This window comes from Pseudomonas sp. IT-P294, from assembly GCF_949767865.1.
Classification (GTDB): Bacteria; Pseudomonadota; Gammaproteobacteria; order Pseudomonadales; family Pseudomonadaceae; genus Aquipseudomonas.
Window position 1 is genome coordinate 248,479 of sequence record NZ_CATKQW010000001.1, and the last position, 17,624, is coordinate 266,102.

General features: G+C 58.7%; 15 protein-coding genes. 10 read left to right on the forward strand and 5 right to left on the reverse strand.

Translation table 11 applies throughout. From position 1 onward, the window contains the following. Position 1 precedes the first annotated feature (1 nt). Positions 2-4,150 (reverse strand): CheR family methyltransferase, encoded by a 4,149-nt coding sequence (locus ACM6I0_RS01150; RefSeq protein WP_414921284.1) that lies wholly within the window; start codon positions 4,148-4,150, stop codon positions 2-4. 202 nt (positions 4,151-4,352) lie between these two features. On the opposite strand from ACM6I0_RS01150, the gene ACM6I0_RS01155 reads away from it, so the two are divergent. The 4 genes from ACM6I0_RS01155 (at position 4,353) to ACM6I0_RS01170 (ending at position 9,529) form a co-directional block, all read left to right on the forward strand. Further along, a complete protein-coding gene (locus ACM6I0_RS01155) occupies positions 4,353-5,957 on the forward strand; it encodes a response regulator (protein WP_414921285.1) in 1,605 nt (534 codons plus the stop codon). Then, entirely contained in the window at positions 5,954-6,646 is a 693-nt protein-coding gene (locus ACM6I0_RS01160) for a sensor histidine kinase (protein ID WP_285433843.1), read from the forward strand. The genes ACM6I0_RS01155 and ACM6I0_RS01160 overlap by 4 nt, the downstream gene beginning before the upstream one ends. Before the next feature lie 200 nt (positions 6,647-6,846). Beyond that, positions 6,847-8,088 carry a glutamine synthetase family protein gene (locus ACM6I0_RS01165; protein ID WP_285433939.1) on the forward strand — a complete coding sequence of 414 codons (1,242 nt, stop codon included), beginning with the start codon at positions 6,847-6,849 and terminating at the stop codon, positions 8,086-8,088. Between the two features lie 70 nt (positions 8,089-8,158). Continuing rightward, a complete protein-coding gene (locus ACM6I0_RS01170; protein WP_414921286.1) occupies positions 8,159-9,529 on the forward strand; it encodes an MFS transporter in 1,371 nt (456 codons plus the stop codon). 64 nt (positions 9,530-9,593) lie between these two features. Here the strand turns inward: ACM6I0_RS01170 and ACM6I0_RS01175 are convergent, their stop codons facing one another. The 4 genes from ACM6I0_RS01175 to flgA form a co-directional block, all read right to left on the reverse strand. Beyond that, positions 9,594-10,340 carry a flagellar brake protein gene (locus ACM6I0_RS01175; RefSeq protein WP_285433846.1) on the reverse strand — a complete coding sequence of 249 codons (747 nt, stop codon included), beginning with the start codon at positions 10,338-10,340 and terminating at the stop codon, positions 9,594-9,596. 92 nt (positions 10,341-10,432) lie between these two features. Next, entirely contained in the window at positions 10,433-10,900 is a 468-nt protein-coding gene (locus tag ACM6I0_RS01180; RefSeq protein ID WP_414921287.1) for a flagella synthesis protein FlgN, read from the reverse strand. A 48-nt stretch (positions 10,901-10,948) separates the two neighbouring features. Further along, positions 10,949-11,275 carry a flagellar biosynthesis anti-sigma factor FlgM gene (gene flgM, locus ACM6I0_RS01185; protein WP_090187018.1) on the reverse strand — a complete coding sequence of 109 codons (327 nt, stop codon included), beginning with the start codon at positions 11,273-11,275 and terminating at the stop codon, positions 10,949-10,951. Positions 11,276-11,447: 172 nt separating this feature from the next. Further along, positions 11,448-12,209, reverse strand: coding sequence for a flagellar basal body P-ring formation chaperone FlgA (flgA, locus tag ACM6I0_RS01190; RefSeq protein WP_285433940.1), 762 nt, complete (start codon positions 12,207-12,209; stop codon positions 11,448-11,450). Between the two features lie 83 nt (positions 12,210-12,292). Here flgA and ACM6I0_RS01195 point away from each other — a divergent pair, with 83 nt between their 5' ends. From ACM6I0_RS01195 to flgE, 6 genes are all read left to right on the forward strand, one after another. Beyond that, entirely contained in the window at positions 12,293-13,225 is a 933-nt protein-coding gene (locus ACM6I0_RS01195) for a chemotaxis protein CheV (RefSeq protein WP_208669481.1), read from the forward strand. 47 nt (positions 13,226-13,272) lie between these two features. Continuing rightward, positions 13,273-14,100: a protein-glutamate O-methyltransferase CheR gene (gene cheR, locus ACM6I0_RS01200; protein WP_074879171.1), complete on the forward strand. Its 828-nt coding sequence runs from the start codon at positions 13,273-13,275 to the stop codon at positions 14,098-14,100. Between the two features lie 371 nt (positions 14,101-14,471). Continuing rightward, the gene (gene flgB, locus ACM6I0_RS01205; protein ID WP_285433853.1) at positions 14,472-14,879 is read left to right on the forward strand and encodes a flagellar basal body rod protein FlgB; all 408 of its coding nucleotides are present in this window, start codon (positions 14,472-14,474) and stop codon (positions 14,877-14,879) included. A gap of 3 nt (positions 14,880-14,882) precedes the next feature. Next, positions 14,883-15,326 carry a flagellar basal body rod protein FlgC gene (gene flgC, locus ACM6I0_RS01210; protein WP_007937507.1) on the forward strand — a complete coding sequence of 148 codons (444 nt, stop codon included), beginning with the start codon at positions 14,883-14,885 and terminating at the stop codon, positions 15,324-15,326. Between the two features lie 15 nt (positions 15,327-15,341). Further along, positions 15,342-16,070, forward strand: a complete 729-nt coding sequence (gene flgD, locus ACM6I0_RS01215; protein ID WP_259152970.1) for a flagellar hook assembly protein FlgD — start codon at positions 15,342-15,344, stop codon at positions 16,068-16,070. A gap of 31 nt (positions 16,071-16,101) precedes the next feature. Continuing rightward, on the forward strand, positions 16,102-17,415 hold the full coding sequence (gene flgE, locus ACM6I0_RS01220; RefSeq protein ID WP_285433857.1) for a flagellar hook protein FlgE: 1,314 nt from the start codon (positions 16,102-16,104) through the stop codon (positions 17,413-17,415). Positions 17,416-17,624 lie beyond the last annotated feature (209 nt).

A 17,624-nucleotide genomic window follows, 5' to 3' on the forward strand; every position in this document is an offset into this window, starting at 1 on the left:
GTCATTTACCCATCGATACGCTCTTGGAGCGTAGTGCCTCGATGGTTTCGATCAACTCCTCGTAGGACACCGGTTTTCCAACGTGCTGGTCAAAGCCCGATTGCCGGGATTTTGTAATGTCGCTGTGGGCGCCGTAGCCCGTCAGCGCAATGGCCGGCACATCCTTCGCGAGCGGTAGCTGGCGTAACGCGCTCATCAGTTCGTGACCGTTCATGACCGGCATGCCAAGGTCCGAAATGATGAGGTCGAAATGCATGCTTTTCGCTGCATCCAGAGCCTCCACCGGGCGGTCGAACGCGATGACTTCGGCATCCTCCATTTCCAGCAGCACCTTCAAGGTTTCCAGCACATCGGCGGAGTCATCGACCAGCAGAATGGTTAAACCGCTCAGCCTGCCGGTAGCCTCGTCGTGCTGCGCGGCGGGGTGAGCCTCGCCATCTGTGCCGGCCATCGGCAGGCAAACACTGAACGTACAGCCGGCGCCCAGCCCAGGCGAGCTGACTTCGACCGTACCATGCTGTGCTTCTGTCAATTGGCGCACCAGCGACAGGCCAATGCCCAGTCCCTCACGGTGGTGTGAAGCGTGCTGCTTTTCGGCCTGCCCGAACAGATCGAACACATGCTCGAGGTTTTCAACGGCGATGCCAGTGCCGTTGTCTTTGACGTCCAGTCGCACCTTGTCGCCGTCCTGGCTGGCGATCAGTTGCACGCGACCTGTTGGCGGGGTGAATTTCAGTGCGTTATTCACCAGGTTCCAGATGATCTGCTCCAGGCGCGTCGGGTCGGCGTGAACCATTAAAGGCTGCGCAGGCACATGAAGCTCGACCGTGGTTTCGTGCTGTTCGTTGAGGACGACCGTATGAATGTCGCGCAGCACGCTGACCAGATCCACGGTGACCGGTTGCAGCTTGAGTTTGCCGGTACGCACCCGTGCGACATCCAACAGATCATCGATAATCCGCGCCTGGCTGTTGACGGCATCACAGATCGTGTTGACGGCCTTGGCGGCCGGGGCCACCGACTTGGTCACCGGCAACCGGCGCAGAAGCTCGGCGTTGAGCTGGATCAGGTTCAAGGGATGCTTGAGTTCATGGGACATGACCGCGAAGAACTCATCCTTGAGGTAGCTGGTGTTGCGAGTCTCGGCCAGTGCCTGGCTTTGCTCTTCGTGCTGGCGCTTGTGGCCGGTCAGGTCACGGGCGATTTTCACATAGCCGCGCAGATTGTCGCCGGTGAGTAGCGTCACCTCACCGCTGCAATAGAAGCGGCTGCCGTCCTTGCGCACGTACCAGCGTTCATCTTCGCTGCGGCCTTGGGTGCGGACCTTCTGCAGCTCGGCGTTGGGGGTGCCGGAGTCGCGGTCTTCTTCGGAGAAAATAAAGTCGTAATGGGCGCCTTCGGCTTCCGCCTTGCTGTAGCCAAAAATCAACTCGGCGCCTTTGTTCCAGCTGGTGATCACACCTTGTTCATCGAGGGTGATGATCGCGTAATCGCGGGTGCTTTCAGCCACCAGGCGCATGCGTTCTTCGCCCAGGCGCAACTCTTCTTCGGCGGCGCGGCGCTTGGTGATGTCGATGAAAGTCAGCACCGTGCCGTCGATGTGGTCTTCGCTGGAGCGGTAAGGCAGAAGACGGGCGATGTACCAGCGATTGTCGGTGCTGCTGATTTCACGTTCGATCATGTTCAACGATTCGAAGACCAGTGCGGCATCTTTGGCCAGGTCGTCGTATTGCAGGCGATGGGTGATATCGAGCAAGGACCGCCCGGTATCCACCGGCAACATGCTGAAAATGTCCGTGGCGCGCGGCGTGAACCATTTGATCCGCATGCTGCGGTCGACAAACACCGTGGCGATGTCGGTCGAGGCGATCAGGTTGGTCAGGTAGTCATTGATCTTGTCGGTTTCTTCAACTTTGGTTTTCAGCTCGTAGTTGACCGTCAACAACTCTTCGTTGATCGACTGCAGTTCTTCCTTGCTGGTTTCCAGCTCTTCGGTGGCCGAGCGCAGTTCTTCGTTGATCGCCTGCATTTCTTCGTTGGAAGCCTTGAGCTCTTCGCTGGAGACTTCCGATTGCTCAATGGTGTCCTGCAAATGCAATTTGGTGCGTTGCAGTTCGCGTTCAAGGTTGGACAGGACCTGGCTTTCGGTTTGCAGCAGGGTCGTTGCTTCCTGCTCTGAAGGGTCGATTTCGGCCTCTTCGAAAATCACCAGGACAAATTCGCCTTCCGACTCGTCGTCCTTATAAGGCTGCGCCAGCAGGTCGATCCTGTAGCGTCGATTGTCGCGCGTGATGGGCACCGCGCGGGACTTGACCGCCAGGCCGCTCTGTTGGACCTGGAACAGCGTGGTGCGGATTTCCAGGCGCAACTCGGGAAGGATCAGCGTCAGCAGATTGCGTGACAATTCACCGCCCACATGGCGCAGGAAGCGTCCGGCGCTTTCGCTCATGTGCAGGATGTCGGCGTTGGCATCGACAATCATGCTCGGTGGCGCGGTTCGTTCCAGGGCGCGCTGGTGAATGTCACTGAAGGACAGCTTGCGCTGCACCGCGTTTTGCGGGGTCTCGCGGGAAACATTGGTGCGCATGTAACCACCACGCGGCATGGTCGGGGTACGACGGCTGCTGGCGGTACCGGTTTTGGCGCGGAAGATCCGGTTGCGCTTGTCCACCGGGGCGAACAGCTCGTGGCACGCGTCCGCACTTTCTGAAGAACCCAAAAACAGAAAACCGCCCGGACGCAGCGCAAAGTGGAACATCTGCAGAATTTCGCGTTGCACTTCGCGATCCAGATAGATCAACAGGTTTCGGCAAACGATCAGGTCGATTTGCGAGAAGGGCGGATCGGACAACAGGCTGTGTTTGGCAAACAGGACTTTTTCGCGCAGTTCCTTGCGAATCCGGTAGTGGTCGTCTTCCTTGACGAAATAATGCCGCAGTCGCGTTGGCGGCACGTCGGTCACGATCGCTTGCGGATACAGGCCCGCGCGGCCAATGCTGATGGCACGTTCATCGATGTCGGTGGCAAACAATTGCAACCTGGCTTTGCTGGAGTCGAGTTGCAACTGGTCGCTGAGCAGCATCGCCAGGCTGTAGGCTTCCTCGCCCGTGGAGCAGCCCGCCGACCAGACGCGGATTTCTTCTTTCTCGGGGTGCGCCGACACGGCCGCGCTAACCAGTTGCGGCAGCACATCGCGTTCCAGGGCCTCGAATGCTTCGCGATCGCGGAAGAAATTGGTCACGCCGATCAGCATGTCGCCCAGCAGGGCCTTGGTTTCTTCGGGGTTGTTTTGCAGGTAGCGGTAATAGGCCGCGAGGTCAGGTTGGGCCGTAACCTGCATCCGGCGCTCAATACGCCGTAGCACGGTTGCGCGCTTGTAATGCTTGAAGTCGTGACCGGTGCCGGTGCGCAACTGGATCAGGATGTCATGCAGCAATTGTTCGGCGATCGCCGCGTCTCGCTCGGACACGGACGCGAAGGATTGCAGTTCCGGGTCGTTGGCGGTGGGCAAGCTGATTTCCTGCGAGTTGTGCCACAACTCCAGCAGCTTCTGCGGCATTTCCACCACCGGCAATACCAGGTCAACCATGCCCGTCTCGATGGCGGCGCGGGGCATGCTGTCGAACTGGGCATCTTCCGGCACCTGCGCCATGGTGATCCCGCCGTGTTCCTTGATGCGCGACAAACCGACCGCACCATCGGAGCCGCTGCCCGACAGCACCAGACAGAACGCGTGCTCGCGGTGCACTTCGGCCAGGTCGCGGAAGAACAGGTCTATGGAGGCGTGTCGGCCCTCCTTCGGATCGTTGTTGCTGACCTCCAGCACACCGTCGCTCATCGTCAGCCGTTGAGCCGGGGAAATGACGTAGATGTGGTTTTTCTCGATCGGCACCGTTTCAGTGACTTGCAGCACCGGCATCCGGGTCGATTCCTGGATGATCCTGTCCGCGATGCTCTGGTGGTCGGGCGACAGGTGAAGAATGATCACGAACGCCATGCCGTTGTCGTGTGGCATGTTCTCGAAAAACAATTTGATGGCTTGCAGTCCTCCCGCCGATGCGCCAATGCCGACCACCGGAAAGTCCAGGGTGCTGGGACTCAAGGCTTTTCGCTTGGGAGCGTTGGCCGAGTCTGGGGGAGTGCTGGTCATTTCTGCTGCCTTAGCCGGCGATAGGGGCGTTGAAATCAAATAGGGCTGAACGGGCTTTAATAAAGCAGGATAATCCCGTTTTTCAATAGCGCCTTCAAATATTTAGAGGCGCTTGGCTGGCACGAGTTCTCAAGTGAATGGCACTGCTGGCCGATAACCCGATCGGTCATGGTCTTCTCCTTAAACTGCCTGGAAATCTTCGATGCTGTCGTATCACCAAAAGCGTTTTCTGATCGTCGATGATTTCTCGGACTTTCGCAGTTCCGTCAGGTCCATGTTGCGTGAATTAGGGGTCAAGGACGTCGACACCGCGGACACCGGTGAACAGGCACTGCGCATGTGCTCGCAGAAGGCCTACGATTTTATCCTGCAGGATTTCCACCTCGGCGATGGAAAGAAAAACGGTCAGCAGGTGCTCGAAGACTTGATGGTCGAGAAGCTGATCAGCCATGAAAGTGTGTTTGTCATGGTCACCGCCGAAACCAGCCAGGCGATGGTGCTCAGTGCGCTGGAGCATGAACCCGACGCTTACCTGACCAAGCCGTTCAACCGGTCGGGTCTTGCGCAGCGCCTGGAGCGTCTGGAGCAACGCAAGAACCTGCTCAAGCCGATTCTGCAAGCACTTGATCGCGGCAAGCCGATGGAAGTGCTTAACGCCTGTATCGAGCTGTGCAAGAAGGACATCCGTTATTCGCCGCTGTGTCTGCGTTATCGCGCGGACGCGTTGCGTGACTTGAATCAGAACGAAGCGCTGGAACGCCTTTACGACGGCATCATCGCTGATCGGCCTTTGCCTTGGGCGTTTGCCGGGCTGGGCAAATTGCTGTTCAAGCGTGGTCAGGTCAGCCAGGCCAAAGGCGTCTACGAAAAAGCCTTGAAGGTGTTTCCGATGATGCCGGCGCTGTATGACGGCATGGCCGACGTGCTAGTGGCCGAAGGGGACAACAAGGGTGCACAGCGAGTGCTGGAAGAGGCCATTCGCCTGTCGCCGCTGGCGGTGCGCCGGCAAGCGCAGTTGGGCAAGCTGGCGATGGCCAACGAAGATTTTGAAACGGCGTCGAAGGCTTATCGCCAGGCCGTGTCCCAAGGCGCTCAGTCACGTTTCAAGGATGCCGAAAGCAACCTGGGCCTGGCCCACGCCTTGATCAGCAAAGGCAGCGAGAAAGGCCTGGATACCCGCACCCGGCTGGAGATCAACACGACGCTCAGCCAGGTGGCCAAGGAGAACCCGTCTGACCCGGGCCTGCAAATCCGTGCGCGGCTGATGAAAGCCACCAGCCTGCTGCTCAACGACGCGGAAACCGCGGAAAAGCTCACTGAGCAAGCAATGTTGCGCCTGGACGGCATGGAGCAGTTCATGAGCGCCGAAGCGGCGCTGCTGGTGGCCAAGCAGCTGCAAATGCTCGGGCAGGCCAGTGCCGGTGCATCAATGTTGAAGAACTGTGCGGAAATCTACGGTGATGATCCCGTGGTGATGCAAGGGATCGCCAAATTGACCGATGACCCGACGATTCTGAATTCGGGCAACGTGGCTTCCGATCTCAACCGGCAAGGCGTGCAGGTGTACAAGACCGGCAACCTGGTCGAAGCCCGGGCTGTGTTTCGCAAAGCACTGGCCCTGCAACCGAAAAATATCAGTATCGCGCTGAACATGGCGCAGTCGTTGTTACACGGCACGGACACCAGCGTGCCTTCGCCCGAGCTTGAAGAGTGCCGGGCCTGCCTGAAACAGGTCGGGATGATGCCCGACACCGACGCGCGTTATCCGCGCTACCAGAAACTGAAAATCAAGGCGTTCAGCGGATGAGCCAAGAGTACCCTGCACTGGATTTCTCCACGGTGATTGCCTCCACCGTGCACGACATGAAGAATTCGCTGGCCATGCTGATGCAGGCCCACAGCCAATGGATGGGGCGCTTGCCCGATTCAGAGCGGCAGAGCCCGGAGCAGGGCGTCATCGAGTTCGAGTTCGCTCACCTCAACGGCATGCTCGTGCAGTTGCTGGGGCTGTACAAGCTGGGCGTCAATCAGATGCCGTTGCAGCCGGCCTACCATGAGCTGGATGATTTTATCGAAGCGCAGCTGGCCGCCCATCAAGAAGTGTTCGCCAGTCGCGGCATTATCGCGACCTATGAGGTCGACCCGCTGTGTCCCTTGGGGTTCTTCGACCGGGAGCTGGTTGCCTCGGTGCTGGCCAACACCATCAACAACGCCATTCGTTACGCGCGCCAGTCGCTGCTGATCAGTGTCAGCGACGAGGCCGGTCAGTTGATGCTGACCATCAATGACGATGGCGACGGCTATCCCGTCGAGATGATCGAGCGTCAGGCCGACTATGTGCAGGGCATCAATCACAGCAGCGGCAGCACGGGCCTGGGCTTGTATTTCGCCGGCCGGATCGCCGCCTTGCATCAGCGCAATGGCGTAGAAGGGCGCACCCGGATCAGCAACGGCGGCCCGTTGGGCGGCGGTGTGTTCAGCCTCTATCTGCCCTGACGTTTCTTTTTGTGTGCGCTGCTTGAAATTCCGAACGGGCGGAGCCTATTTTGTACGGGTCGCCGTTCGCGGCTTGCACCACTACAAGGGATTGCGTCATGACTACCGATGGCCAGCGTTCACTCGCGCAGCGATTGACCGGCATTGACGAGATTGAATGTGTCACGCCGGACTTGAACGGCGTACCGCGCGGCAAAGTAATGACCGCCGAGGGGTTCCTTGAAGGGCGGCGTTTGCAGATGGCGCGGGGTGTGCTGCTGCAATGCATCATGGGCGGCTATCCGCCGGCACGTTTTTACGGCAGCGATGACGGTGACCTGGCGCTGGTGCCCGATCCGGCGCAGATCCATCGCCTGCCCTGGAGCAATCCACCGCGGGCATTGGCCATTTGCGACGCCGACGAACTGACCGGCGAGCATTCGAATCTGTCTACCCGTGGCCAACTCAAGGCGGTCATCGCACGTTACGCGGCCCTGGGCCTGGCACCGGTGGTGGCGACCGAGGTGGAGTTTTTCGTCTTTGCACCCAATCCCGATGCGACCCAGCCATTCCAGCCGCCGCTGGGCCTGGACGGTCGACGCGAAGACGGTCATTCGGCGTTCAGCGTCAGTTCCAACAACGGTTTGCGGCCATTCTTCAGTGACGTCTACGATTGCATGGCGGCGTTGGGCTTGCCGCGCGACACCTTCATGCACGAAATGGGCGTCAGCCAGTTCGAGATCAACTTGCTGCACGGTGATCCGTTGCTGCTGGCCGACCAGACCTTGCTGTTCAAGCATCTGCTCAAAGAAGTCGCGCTCAAGCACGGCCTGACCGTAGTCTGCATGGCCAAACCCTTGGCGCACACGCCGGGCAGTTCGATGCACATTCACCAGAGCATCGTCGAGATTGGCAGCGGACGTAATGTGTTCAGCGACGAGGCCGGGCAGCCGACCGCTACCTTCCGTCATTTCATCGGCGGTCAGCAGGCCTGCATGGCGGACTTCACCGCGCTGTTTGCGCCGAACGTGAACTCCTATCAGCGCTTGTGCCATCCCTACGCATCGCCGAATAATGCCTGCTGGTCCCACGACAACCGGGCCGCCGGGTTGCGCATTCCCGCCAGTTCGCCGGCCGCTCGTCGGGTCGAGAACCGCCTGCCAGGCGCCGATGCCAATCCGTACCTGGCGATCGCTGCCAGCCTTGCCGCCGGTTTGCATGGTATTGAAAACGAACTGGAGCCGAGCGAGGCGATCCAGGGCGAATTCCAAGTGCCGGATAATCTTTCGTTGCCGTGTACCTTGCATGCCGCTCTTGAACGTCTGAAACGTAGCCAATTGGCGAAGGAACTGTTTGGCAATGAGTTCATCGAAGGCTACGTCGCTTCGAAGACCATGGAGTTGACCAGCTTCTTCGATGAAATTACGCCCTGGGAGCGCCGTGTCCTGGCTGCTCAGGCCTGACGATCCATCGTCTACGGTCTATCTTTTCGGATAGCCCGACTCTCACTGCAAGGAGCCGCTCGGAACGCCGATGCGCCAAATCTGGAAACCTTTTCGAGCGCTTTATTTTGCCTCGCTGATGATGTTGATCGGCTCTGGCTTGCTGAGTACGTACCTGGGCTTGCGCCTGGCGGCCGATCACGTCGACAGCCTGTGGGTCGGTGCGTTGATGGCGGCCAACTATTTTGGCCTGGTGCTGGGCGGCAAGATCGGCCACCGGCTGATTGCCCGGGTCGGCCACATTCGAGCCTATTCGGCCTGCGCCGGGATTGTCGGCGCGGCGGTGCTCGGCCACGGCCTGATCGACTGGCTGCCAGCCTGGATATTCCTGCGGATCATCGTTGGCCTGGGCATGATGTGCCAGTACATGGTCATTGAAAGCTGGCTCAATGAGCAGGCCGAAGCTTCGCAGCGTGGCACGGTGTTCAGCGGCTACATGATCGCCTCCTACCTTGGGCTGGTGCTGGGTCAGCTGATTCTGGTCATGCACCCGGCGCTGGGCCTTGAGCTGCTGATGCTGGTCGCCTTGTGCTTCGCGCTGTGCCTGGTGCCGGTGGCGCTGACACGCCGGATTCACCCGGCACCATTGCATCCGGCGCCAATGGAGCCGCGGTTCTTCATCAAGCGCGTGCCGCAGTCGTTGAGTACGGTGCTGGGGGCGGGGCTGATCATTGGCTCGTTCTACGGTCTGGCACCGCTGTATGCCTCGCAGCAAGGGTTGTCCACCGAACAGGTCGGTCTGTTCATGGGTAGCTGTATTTTTGCCGGACTGTTGGTGCAGTGGCCGTTGGGCTGGCTGTCCGACCGTTATGACCGGGCGTTGTTGATCCGCTGTTTTGCGGTGGTGCTGGCCCTGACGGCGTTGCCGCTGGCCATCATGCAGCAGGTGCCGCTGGAGATTTTGTTTGTCGCCGGGTTCTTCTGTTCGCTGGTGATGTTCTGCCTGTATCCGCTGGCGGTGGCGTTCTCCAATGACCATGTCGAAGGTGATCGTCGTGTCTCCCTGACCGCGATGTTGCTGGTGACCTACGGCGTTGGCGCCAGTATCGGGCCGTTGGTGGCCGGTGTACTGATGAAGCTGTTTGGCAGCCACATGCTCTACGCCTTCTTCAGTTTCTTTGCGTTGGTGCTGGTGTGGCGCATCCGCCCCAAAGCGGTCACCAACCTGCATCAGGTCGACGATGCGCCGCTGCATCACGTGGCCATGCCGGACAGCATGTCCAGTTCGCCGCTGGTGGCGTGCCTCGATCCGCGTGTCGATGAGCAGGTGGTGCAAGACCAGATGCAGAGCCCGATCAGCACTGAGCCGGAGCCTGAACCGGAAACGGAACCGCAGGCGGATCCGCCACCTGAAGATCCGGACGCGGGCCGCGAGCAAAGTTTTACCGAGGCCAGGCCATAGGCCAAGGCATAAAAAAACGGGCAGTCACCGCAAGGGACTGCCCGTTTTTTGTTGAAGCGTCGTATTACATGTCGTCTTTGTCGAAACGTCGTGCTTCGCGTTGAAGCTGATAGACGAAACGCTCGACTTGCCGCTGCACCAGTCCACTCATGTTATGAAAGCGAACACCGGCGAAGGTGGTGGAGATCTTCTCTTCGAAGTGCAGGTAACGCAGTTCGACGGGGGCGGTCATGTTGCCGAAGGGCAGGGCGGCGACGAAGCGGTCATAGACCTGGCCCAGTTGCAGGCTGCTGGTGATGTCGCCTTCAAAACGCAGCTTGCAGCCGGTGGCTGAGATGTCCAGCAACTTGCCACCCAGGGATGACTTGAGTTTGTCACCGCCCAGTTCGACGCTGACCAGTTGCGCCAGTTTCAATGCTGCACGGAACGCATTGCGGCGCTGGTGATAGACCACTTCAGCGGGCAGCGGGCCACGATAGCAGCGAGTATCGCCGGACTCATCGATGGACAGCGCGCCATTGCTTTCCCAGGCGATGCGCACACCGTCGTGGAAGCCTTCAACCTTGAACGGTTCTCCGGCCAGCAGAAAACGTTCTCCGTCACGCGGGATCATTTCATCCAGTGCGATCATATTTTTGTCGCGATCAATGTCCACCAGATAGCTCTGGAAGCGCTGGGTGCGCTCATGGAACGTGATGATCAGCGGGTCATGGCTGTCCTGAAGCTGGCGCAGGTTGCTGGAGATTTCCAGAGGTGTAGTGAGCACCTTGGGTGGCTGCGGGGCGTCTTCCGCGCTTTGGGTATTGAACACGGTTAATCAATCTCCAGGCAAAAAATGACTACGGCGAGCCAGCATTTTGCCAGCATGTTTCGTGTCTTGATAGGGCGTGTCGATGCAAAGGCTCAAGCCTGACTGAGCGGGCGCGGCTTCGCAAGCTTGGCGGTGGATCCGCGGGCATCATAAAGCGCGGGTGGTTCGCCACCGGTGAGGATTTTCAGCTGATTGGCCGTGGCGGCCTGCTGGACCAGAATGGACTGGCCGTTACTGGCGTTCGCAGCCTGGCACTGAGCCAGGAGGTCTGTCAGTACATCGCTCTGTGTCAGCAACTGTTCGCCAATGCTGGAATGGCTGGCGAGCTGCTCAAGCCCCGTGCGATCGAGCGGCAGGTTGAGGCTGGCGAGGATTTCACTGCGCTTGCGGCCATGCTGGTCAAGCAAAACGATCAGTGCCTGTTTCTGCGCGAGAATATCTTCGAGCAGTTGCATGTCGCGGCCATGCAAAGCGAGGGACTCGGTTTGCAGTAACTCCAGCAAGTGTTGCGCCGGGGCAAAGTCGTCGATGATCAGTTGCAGTAAATTAGTATCGTGCATGGCTGGCCTTGGGGTTTAAGCGTCCAAAAGCCTGGCGCAGGCAATGGCCTAGCGCTGGGCTTCGAAGTTGAGCAGTTTGCTGGCTACACGGTTGCTGTCGACTTTATAGCTGCCATCGGCGATTGCTGCTTTCAACTCTGCCACGCGGGCGTTGTCGACGGCAGGCTGATCGCGCAGCTTGTCAGTGACCTTCTGCAACTGTTGAGCCTCATTGCTGAGGTGTACCGATTCCCCGCTTGTGACGGTACTGGCCTGTTCGGCCGGGGTATTCAGCGGCGCGGATTTGCCGGCTTCGGCGGTTTCCTTCGCGGCGCTGGTACGCGTACTGCCGGTAAGTGGCGAGGAGCTGTTTAAACGGCTGAAATCGATGACCATGATAAAAAACCTCTGGGTATTTGGACGCTTGCCATGTTTTCGGCTCTCCCTGCAAAAACTTTAGGCTCATTTATCAATGAGCGTGCAAGTGCCAGTGCTTTTCCTGCCTGGTGCACAGTTTAGGGAACCGCCGGGCAACGCGCCATCTCTTCACCCATAGAGCCAGAGATATCTACATAGCCACTTCCACTTGGCCTGGCGCGATCACCTGCGCCTTGATGACCCGGTTGGAATTAAGGTTTTTCACTCGAATCTGTTCACGCAAGCCGCCGTTGGACAGCGCTTCGCCGGGCATGCGCACACTGAGCGTACCACTGCGCGCCGTAATCACCACCTGATCGCCTTTGCTAATGACTTCCGCCTGTTCCAGGTGGACCAGTGTCAGGACCTGATCGGCGACCGTTGGTCGGGTAAGTTTTTGTCCAATGGCTTGATCCAGCGCGGTGAAATAACCCTGGTTGATCAGACTGATGTCGCGTTCACGCAGCATCACGTCGCTGGGTTCGATGATGCCGGCGCGCTTGAGCGGCCGAGTGGTCGTGACAACGTCCCGAAACAGGCGGACTTGAGCGGGTACGAAGACGGTCCAAGGCGATGAGCTATCACAGCGAACCTTGACCGTGACCCGTCCGATCGGGGTCGCCGGGCTCTCCAAAGTGGCTGTCAATTCCTTGTCGCACATGGGCATATGCATACGTGGATCGAGCCGGTTGACTTCGATTTCGTAGCGGCCTTCGGTTTGACTGGTAGCCAAATAGTCTTCTACGGTGAATTCAAGAAAGCCCTGAGTGACGCCGATAAGCATGTCAGGCAAGGTAACCGCGTCAGCAAGGGCAGGGCTGCCAGCGTTGAACAGGCAAACGGCCGACATCGCACAAAGCAATTTGCGGTAGTTTGATGTCAGGCGTCGGAAAAATGTCGGTTCTGTGTTCATAAGAGTTAAAAAGCAAGCGCCGTGCCGTTTAGCAATGAATGGGCGTCGCAACACACTTAAGCGTTGGTGTAGGAGTTCTGTGCATGGCTGGTGTAATGGATTCGGTAAACCAGCGCACGCAACTGGTGGGGCAGAATCGCCTTGAGCTGTTGTTGTTCCGTCTTGACGGCCAGCAGCTATATGGGATCAACGTGTTCAAGGTTCGTGAGGTGCTGCAATGCCCCAAGCTGACCCTGATGCCCAAGTCCAGTCCTGTCGTGTGCGGTGTAGCAAATATCCGAGGGGCGACCATTCCGATTCTTGATCTGGCAATGGCAACCGGCTCCGGCGCGCTTAAGGATCAGAGCAATCCGTTTGTGATCATCACGGAGTACAACACCAAGACCCAGGGTTTCCTGGTGCGCTCGGTGGAGCGCATCGTCAACATGAACTGGGAGGAAATTCATCCGCCTCCCAAGGGTACCGGGCGCGATCATTACCTGACCGCTGTGACTCGGGTCGACAATCAGCTAGTCGAAATCATCGACGTCGAGAAAGTACTGGCGGAAGTGGCGCCAACACCGGAAGCGATTTCGGTCGGCGTGGTGGATGTCGAAACCCAGCACAAAGCGTTGTCGCTGCGGGTCTTGACGGTCGATGACTCTTCGGTGGCGCGCAAGCAAGTGACGCGCTGCCTGCAAACGGTCGGCGTCGAAGTGGTGGCGTTGAACGACGGTCGGCAAGCGCTGGAATACCTGCGCAAGCTGGTCGACGAGGGCAAGAAGCCGGAAGAAGAGTTCCTGATGATGATTTCCGACATCGAGATGCCGGAAATGGACGGGTACACCCTCACCGCCGAGATCCGCGCCGACCCGCGCATGCAAAAGCTTCATATCATCCTGCATACTTCGTTGTCGGGCGTATTCAACCAGGCGATGGTCAAGAAAGTCGGTGCTGATGACTTCCTTGCCAAATTCCGTCCTGATGACCTGGCATCCCGGGTAGTCGACCGGATCAAAGCAGCAGATATCAGCTAGGGGCCTTTTGTCCCTGGCGGTTCAACACGATTTAAGAGGCGGTATCTTTGTCTACGGGTAATTTGGATTTCGAACAGTTCCGGGTATTCCTGGAAAAAGCCTGTGGCATTTTGCTCGGTGAAAACAAGCAGTACCTGGTCTCGAGCCGTCTCAACAAACTGATGGAACAGCAGGGTATCAAGTCGTTGGGTGAACTGGTCCAGCGCATTCAGACCCAGCCGCGCAGTGGTTTGCGCGAGATGGTGGTGGATGCCATGACCACCAACGAAACCCTGTGGTTTCGTGACACCTATCCGTTTGAAGTCTTGAAGAACAAGGTGCTGCCCGCAGCGATCAAGGCGGCCCCCGGCCAACGTCTGCGGATCTGGTCGGCGGCGTGCTCGTCGGGTCAGGAACCGTATTCGCTGTCGATGTCCATCGATGAGTTCGAGCGCGTCAACATGGGCCAGTTGAAAATGGGTGTGCAGATCGTTGCCACTGATTTGTCCGGCACCATGCTGACCAACTGCAAGACCGGCGAGTACGACAGCCTGGCCATCGGCCGTGGCCTGTCGCCCGAACGCCTTCAGCGTTATTTCGACCCCAAGGGGCCGGGACGCTGGGCCATCAAGGCGCCGATCAAGAGCCGCGTGGAGTTTCGCTCCTTCAACCTGCTCGACAGCTACGCGGCCCTGGGCAAGTTCGATATCGTGTTCTGCCGCAACGTGTTGATCTACTTTTCCGCCGAGGTGAAGAAAGACATCCTGTTGCGCATTCACAGCACGCTCAAGCCCGGCGGTTATCTGTTCCTCGGCGCTTCCGAAGCGCTGAACGGTTTGCCAGATCACTACCAGATGGTCCAGTGCAGCCCGGGGATCATTTACCAGGCGAAGTGATGGGGCGGTGGCACACATGAAAACGGGAGTCCTCAGGGGCTCCCGTTTTTTTTTATGCCTGATGATTTCTCTGTAAGCACCACTAGACCTTGTGGGAGCGAGCTTGCTCGCGATAGCGGAGGGTCAGGCAGCGAAGATGTCGACTGATACGACGCCATCGCGAGCAAGCTCGCTCCCACAGGGGGAGGCGGTGTTCTCTCGACAGGGGAAAGCGGCAGAAAAGCGGCAGACGGCGGAAACCGGTTGCCGCTTTTCTGGCATTGCCGCCTTGCCACCACCCCGCAAAGCCCCGGTTTACGGGCTTTTTTGATTTGGCACGCCGCTTGCTACGTCTCTGTTACGAAAATCAGGTCACCCGAAGGTTTCCCGACATGAGCATCAGCTTCGATAAAGCGCTCGGTATCCACGAACAAGCCTTGGGCTTTCGCGCCCAGCGTGCCGAAGTCCTGGCCAACAACATTGCCAACGCCGATACCCCGAACTACAAGGCTCGGGATCTGGAGTTCTCCAAAGTGCTCGCTGCACAGAACGAGAAAACCAACGGTGGCACCTTTGCCTTGAACATGACCAACAGCCGTCATATCGAAGCACAAGGCATGGGTAACGGCGACGAATCGCTGATGTATCGCACCCCGATGCAACCGTCGATCGACCAGAACACCGTGGACGCTCAACTGGAACAATCGAACTACGCGGAAAACGCGGTCGGCTTCCAGGCCAGCTTCACCCTGCTCAACAGCAAATTCAAAGGGCTGATGTCAGCCCTGCGCGGAGAGTAATTCATGTCTCTATCCAGTGTTTTCAACATTGCCGGTAGCGGCATGAGTGCCCAGACCACTCGCTTGAACACCGTGGCTTCGAACATCGCCAACGCCGAAACCGTTTCGTCGAGCATCGACCAGACCTATCGCGCGCGTCACCCGGTGTTCGCCACCATGTTCCAGGGCGGCCAGAGCGGCGGCAGTGATTCGCTGTTCCAGAACCAGGACGCGGCCGGTCAAGGCGTACAAGTGCTGGGTGTGGTTGAGGATCAGAGCAACCTTGAGGCGCGTTACGAGCCGAACCATCCGGCGGCCGACGCCAAGGGTTACGTCTATTACCCGAACGTCAACGTCGTGGAAGAAATGGCCGACATGATTTCCGCCAGTCGTTCGTTCCAGACCAACGCCGAAATGATGAACACCGCCAAAACCATGATGCAGAAGGTCCTGACCCTCGGTCAGTGATAAGGGGCGACTCAGATGAGTGTTACCGATTCCACCAGCAGCCTCAGCGTCAATGACATCCTGGCGAACTCTTCCGTCAAGTCCAGCAGTTCCACGTCGGGCGGCATTGCCTCCGCGACCAACAGCGCGACGGGCGGCAAAGCGTTGGGCAAGGATGCGTTCCTGCAATTGCTGGTAACCCAGCTCAAAAACCAGAACCCGTTGGATCCGCAGGACAACAGCGCGTTCGTCGCCCAGTTGGCGCAGTTCAGCAGCCTGGAAGGCATCACCACGCTCAACAGCACGGTCAGCTCGATTGCCGGCAACTACAGCTCTTCGCAAGCGTTGCAGGCGTCGTCCCTGGTCGGCCGTTCTGTGATCGTGCAAACCAACAATATCCAGGTCGATGATCCGACCAAGGCCGTCAATGGCTCGGTCAACCTGACGTCGTCCATCGCCAGCGGCACCGTGACCGTTGCCGACAGCACTGGCAAAACAATCAGAACCATCGATCTGGGCACCCGTGCAGTCGGCAGTTCCAGCTTCACATGGGATGGCAAGGACTCGAGCGGCAATCCCGTTCCGGTCGGTGCCTACACCATCAAGGCCAGCGCACCGGTCAACGGCACGGCAACGGACCTGGCGGTTTACCTGCCGGCCACCGTCAACAGCGTGACCCTGAGCCAGACCGGCGGCGAGCTGACGCTGAACCTCGCGGGCCTGGGCCCCGTCGCCCTGTCCAAAGTTCAAACCATTGGTATATAGAGCCGACTAACCCGGCACAAAGGAGTGGAATATGTCTTTCAATATCGGCCTTAGCGGTCTCTATGCAGCCAACAAACAACTGGACGTGACCGGTAACAACATCGCCAACGTCGCGACCACCGGTTTCAAATCCTCCCGCACCGAATTTGAAGACGTCTACTCGGCGACCAAACTCGGCAGCGGCGGCAAAGTGGTCGGCAGCGGCGTGCGCCTGGCCAACGTGTCCCAGCAGTTCACCCAGGGTGACATCAACAACACCGGTAACGTGCTGGACATGGGCATCAACGGTTCGGGTTTCTTCGCCTTGAGCAATAACGGTTCGGTGTCCTACACCCGTAACGGTACGTTCAAGGTCGACAAGGACGGTTTCATCACCAACACCGATTATACGTCCCGCCTGCAAGGCTACGGCGTGGATGCCAACGGCAAGATCATCAACGGCGTGTTGACTGACCTGAAACTGGACACCTCGAACCTGGCGCCGAAGTCCACTTCGGCCGTGGCATCGACGATCAACTTGAACTCGACGGCTCCGGTCATCGACGATACCGTTCCGGCGGGCAAGTTCGACCCGACACTGACGGCGACCTACACCAAGTCGTTCAGCACTCCGATCTATGACAGCCAGGGCAACCAGCACACCATGGATCAGTACATGGTGAAAACGGCTGGCAACACCTGGAAGGTTTATACCCTGGTCGACGGTCGTAACCCGGATGCTACCGGCAGCGACCCGAAAGTCACTGCCCCGGTCGCTTCGACACTGACGTTCGACTCTGGCGGCAAGTTGACTCAGGTGAGCACGCCTCCTGGAGTCATCAGCACTGACTTGAAGCTGAACAACTGGGTACCAGGCACCGTGACCAATGGCGTCTGGACAGCCAACGGTGCAGCTGCCAACCCGGCAGGCGTAACCATTTCGTTGGCCAAGACAACTCAGTACAACGCTGACACCGCCCGTTCCATCCCGACTCAGGACGGTTACGCCACTGGCCAGATCACCAACCTGACCATCGACGGCACCGGCACCCTGTTCGCCAACTTCAGCAACAACCAGAGCAAGGCCATCGGCCAGGTTGCGCTGGCCAGCTTCACTAACGAACAAGGCCTGCAAGCGATTGGCGGTACCAGCTGGAAAGAGACGTACGCCTCGGGTATCCCGGGCTATGACGCTCCGGAAACCGGGACCCTGGGCTCCATCCAGTCCAACTCCCTGGAAGAGTCCAACGTCAACCTGACCAACGAACTGGTCAACCTGATCAAGGCGCAGAGCAACTACCAGGCGAACGCCAAGACCATCTCCACCCAGAGCACCATCATGCAGACCATCATTCAGATGACCTGATGCGGGTTAGCTGAAAGCGCTGCACAAATGGCCCCTCGCAAGAGGGGCTTTTTTTGGCCGGGACTTTTTAGGTGGTGCCGAGGTGTTGGTTGTCTGTGCCGGCCTCTTCGCGGGCAAGCCCGCTCCCACAGTTAATCGCATTGCTCAGGGTAACCCCGGCCTCCTTGGGAGCGGGCTTGCCCGCGAAGGCATCAGCCCGGCCGCCACTT

Excerpts from the sequence above, each read along its gene's own strand:
- ACM6I0_RS01150 (WP_414921284.1), bottom strand. The coding sequence starts at position 4,150 with ATGACCAGCACTCCCCCAGACTCGGCCAACGCTCCCAAGCGAAAAGCC.
- ACM6I0_RS01155 (WP_414921285.1), top strand. The coding sequence starts at position 4,353 with ATGCTGTCGTATCACCAAAAGCGTTTTCTGATCGTCGATGATTTCTCG.
- ACM6I0_RS01160 (WP_285433843.1), top strand. The coding sequence starts at position 5,954 with ATGAGCCAAGAGTACCCTGCACTGGATTTCTCCACGGTGATTGCCTCC.
- ACM6I0_RS01165 (WP_285433939.1), top strand. The coding sequence starts at position 6,847 with ATGACCGCCGAGGGGTTCCTTGAAGGGCGGCGTTTGCAGATGGCGCGG.
- ACM6I0_RS01170 (WP_414921286.1), top strand. The coding sequence starts at position 8,159 with ATGCGCCAAATCTGGAAACCTTTTCGAGCGCTTTATTTTGCCTCGCTG.
- ACM6I0_RS01180 (WP_414921287.1), bottom strand. The coding sequence starts at position 10,900 with ATGCACGATACTAATTTACTGCAACTGATCATCGACGACTTTGCCCCG.
- flgM (WP_090187018.1), bottom strand. The coding sequence starts at position 11,275 with ATGGTCATCGATTTCAGCCGTTTAAACAGCTCCTCGCCACTTACCGGC.
- flgA (WP_285433940.1), bottom strand. The coding sequence starts at position 12,209 with ATGAACACAGAACCGACATTTTTCCGACGCCTGACATCAAACTACCGC.
- ACM6I0_RS01195 (WP_208669481.1), top strand. The coding sequence starts at position 12,293 with ATGGCTGGTGTAATGGATTCGGTAAACCAGCGCACGCAACTGGTGGGG.
- flgB (WP_285433853.1), top strand. The coding sequence starts at position 14,472 with ATGAGCATCAGCTTCGATAAAGCGCTCGGTATCCACGAACAAGCCTTG.
- flgC (WP_007937507.1), top strand. The coding sequence starts at position 14,883 with ATGTCTCTATCCAGTGTTTTCAACATTGCCGGTAGCGGCATGAGTGCC.
- flgD (WP_259152970.1), top strand. The coding sequence starts at position 15,342 with ATGAGTGTTACCGATTCCACCAGCAGCCTCAGCGTCAATGACATCCTG.
- flgE (WP_285433857.1), top strand. The coding sequence starts at position 16,102 with ATGTCTTTCAATATCGGCCTTAGCGGTCTCTATGCAGCCAACAAACAA.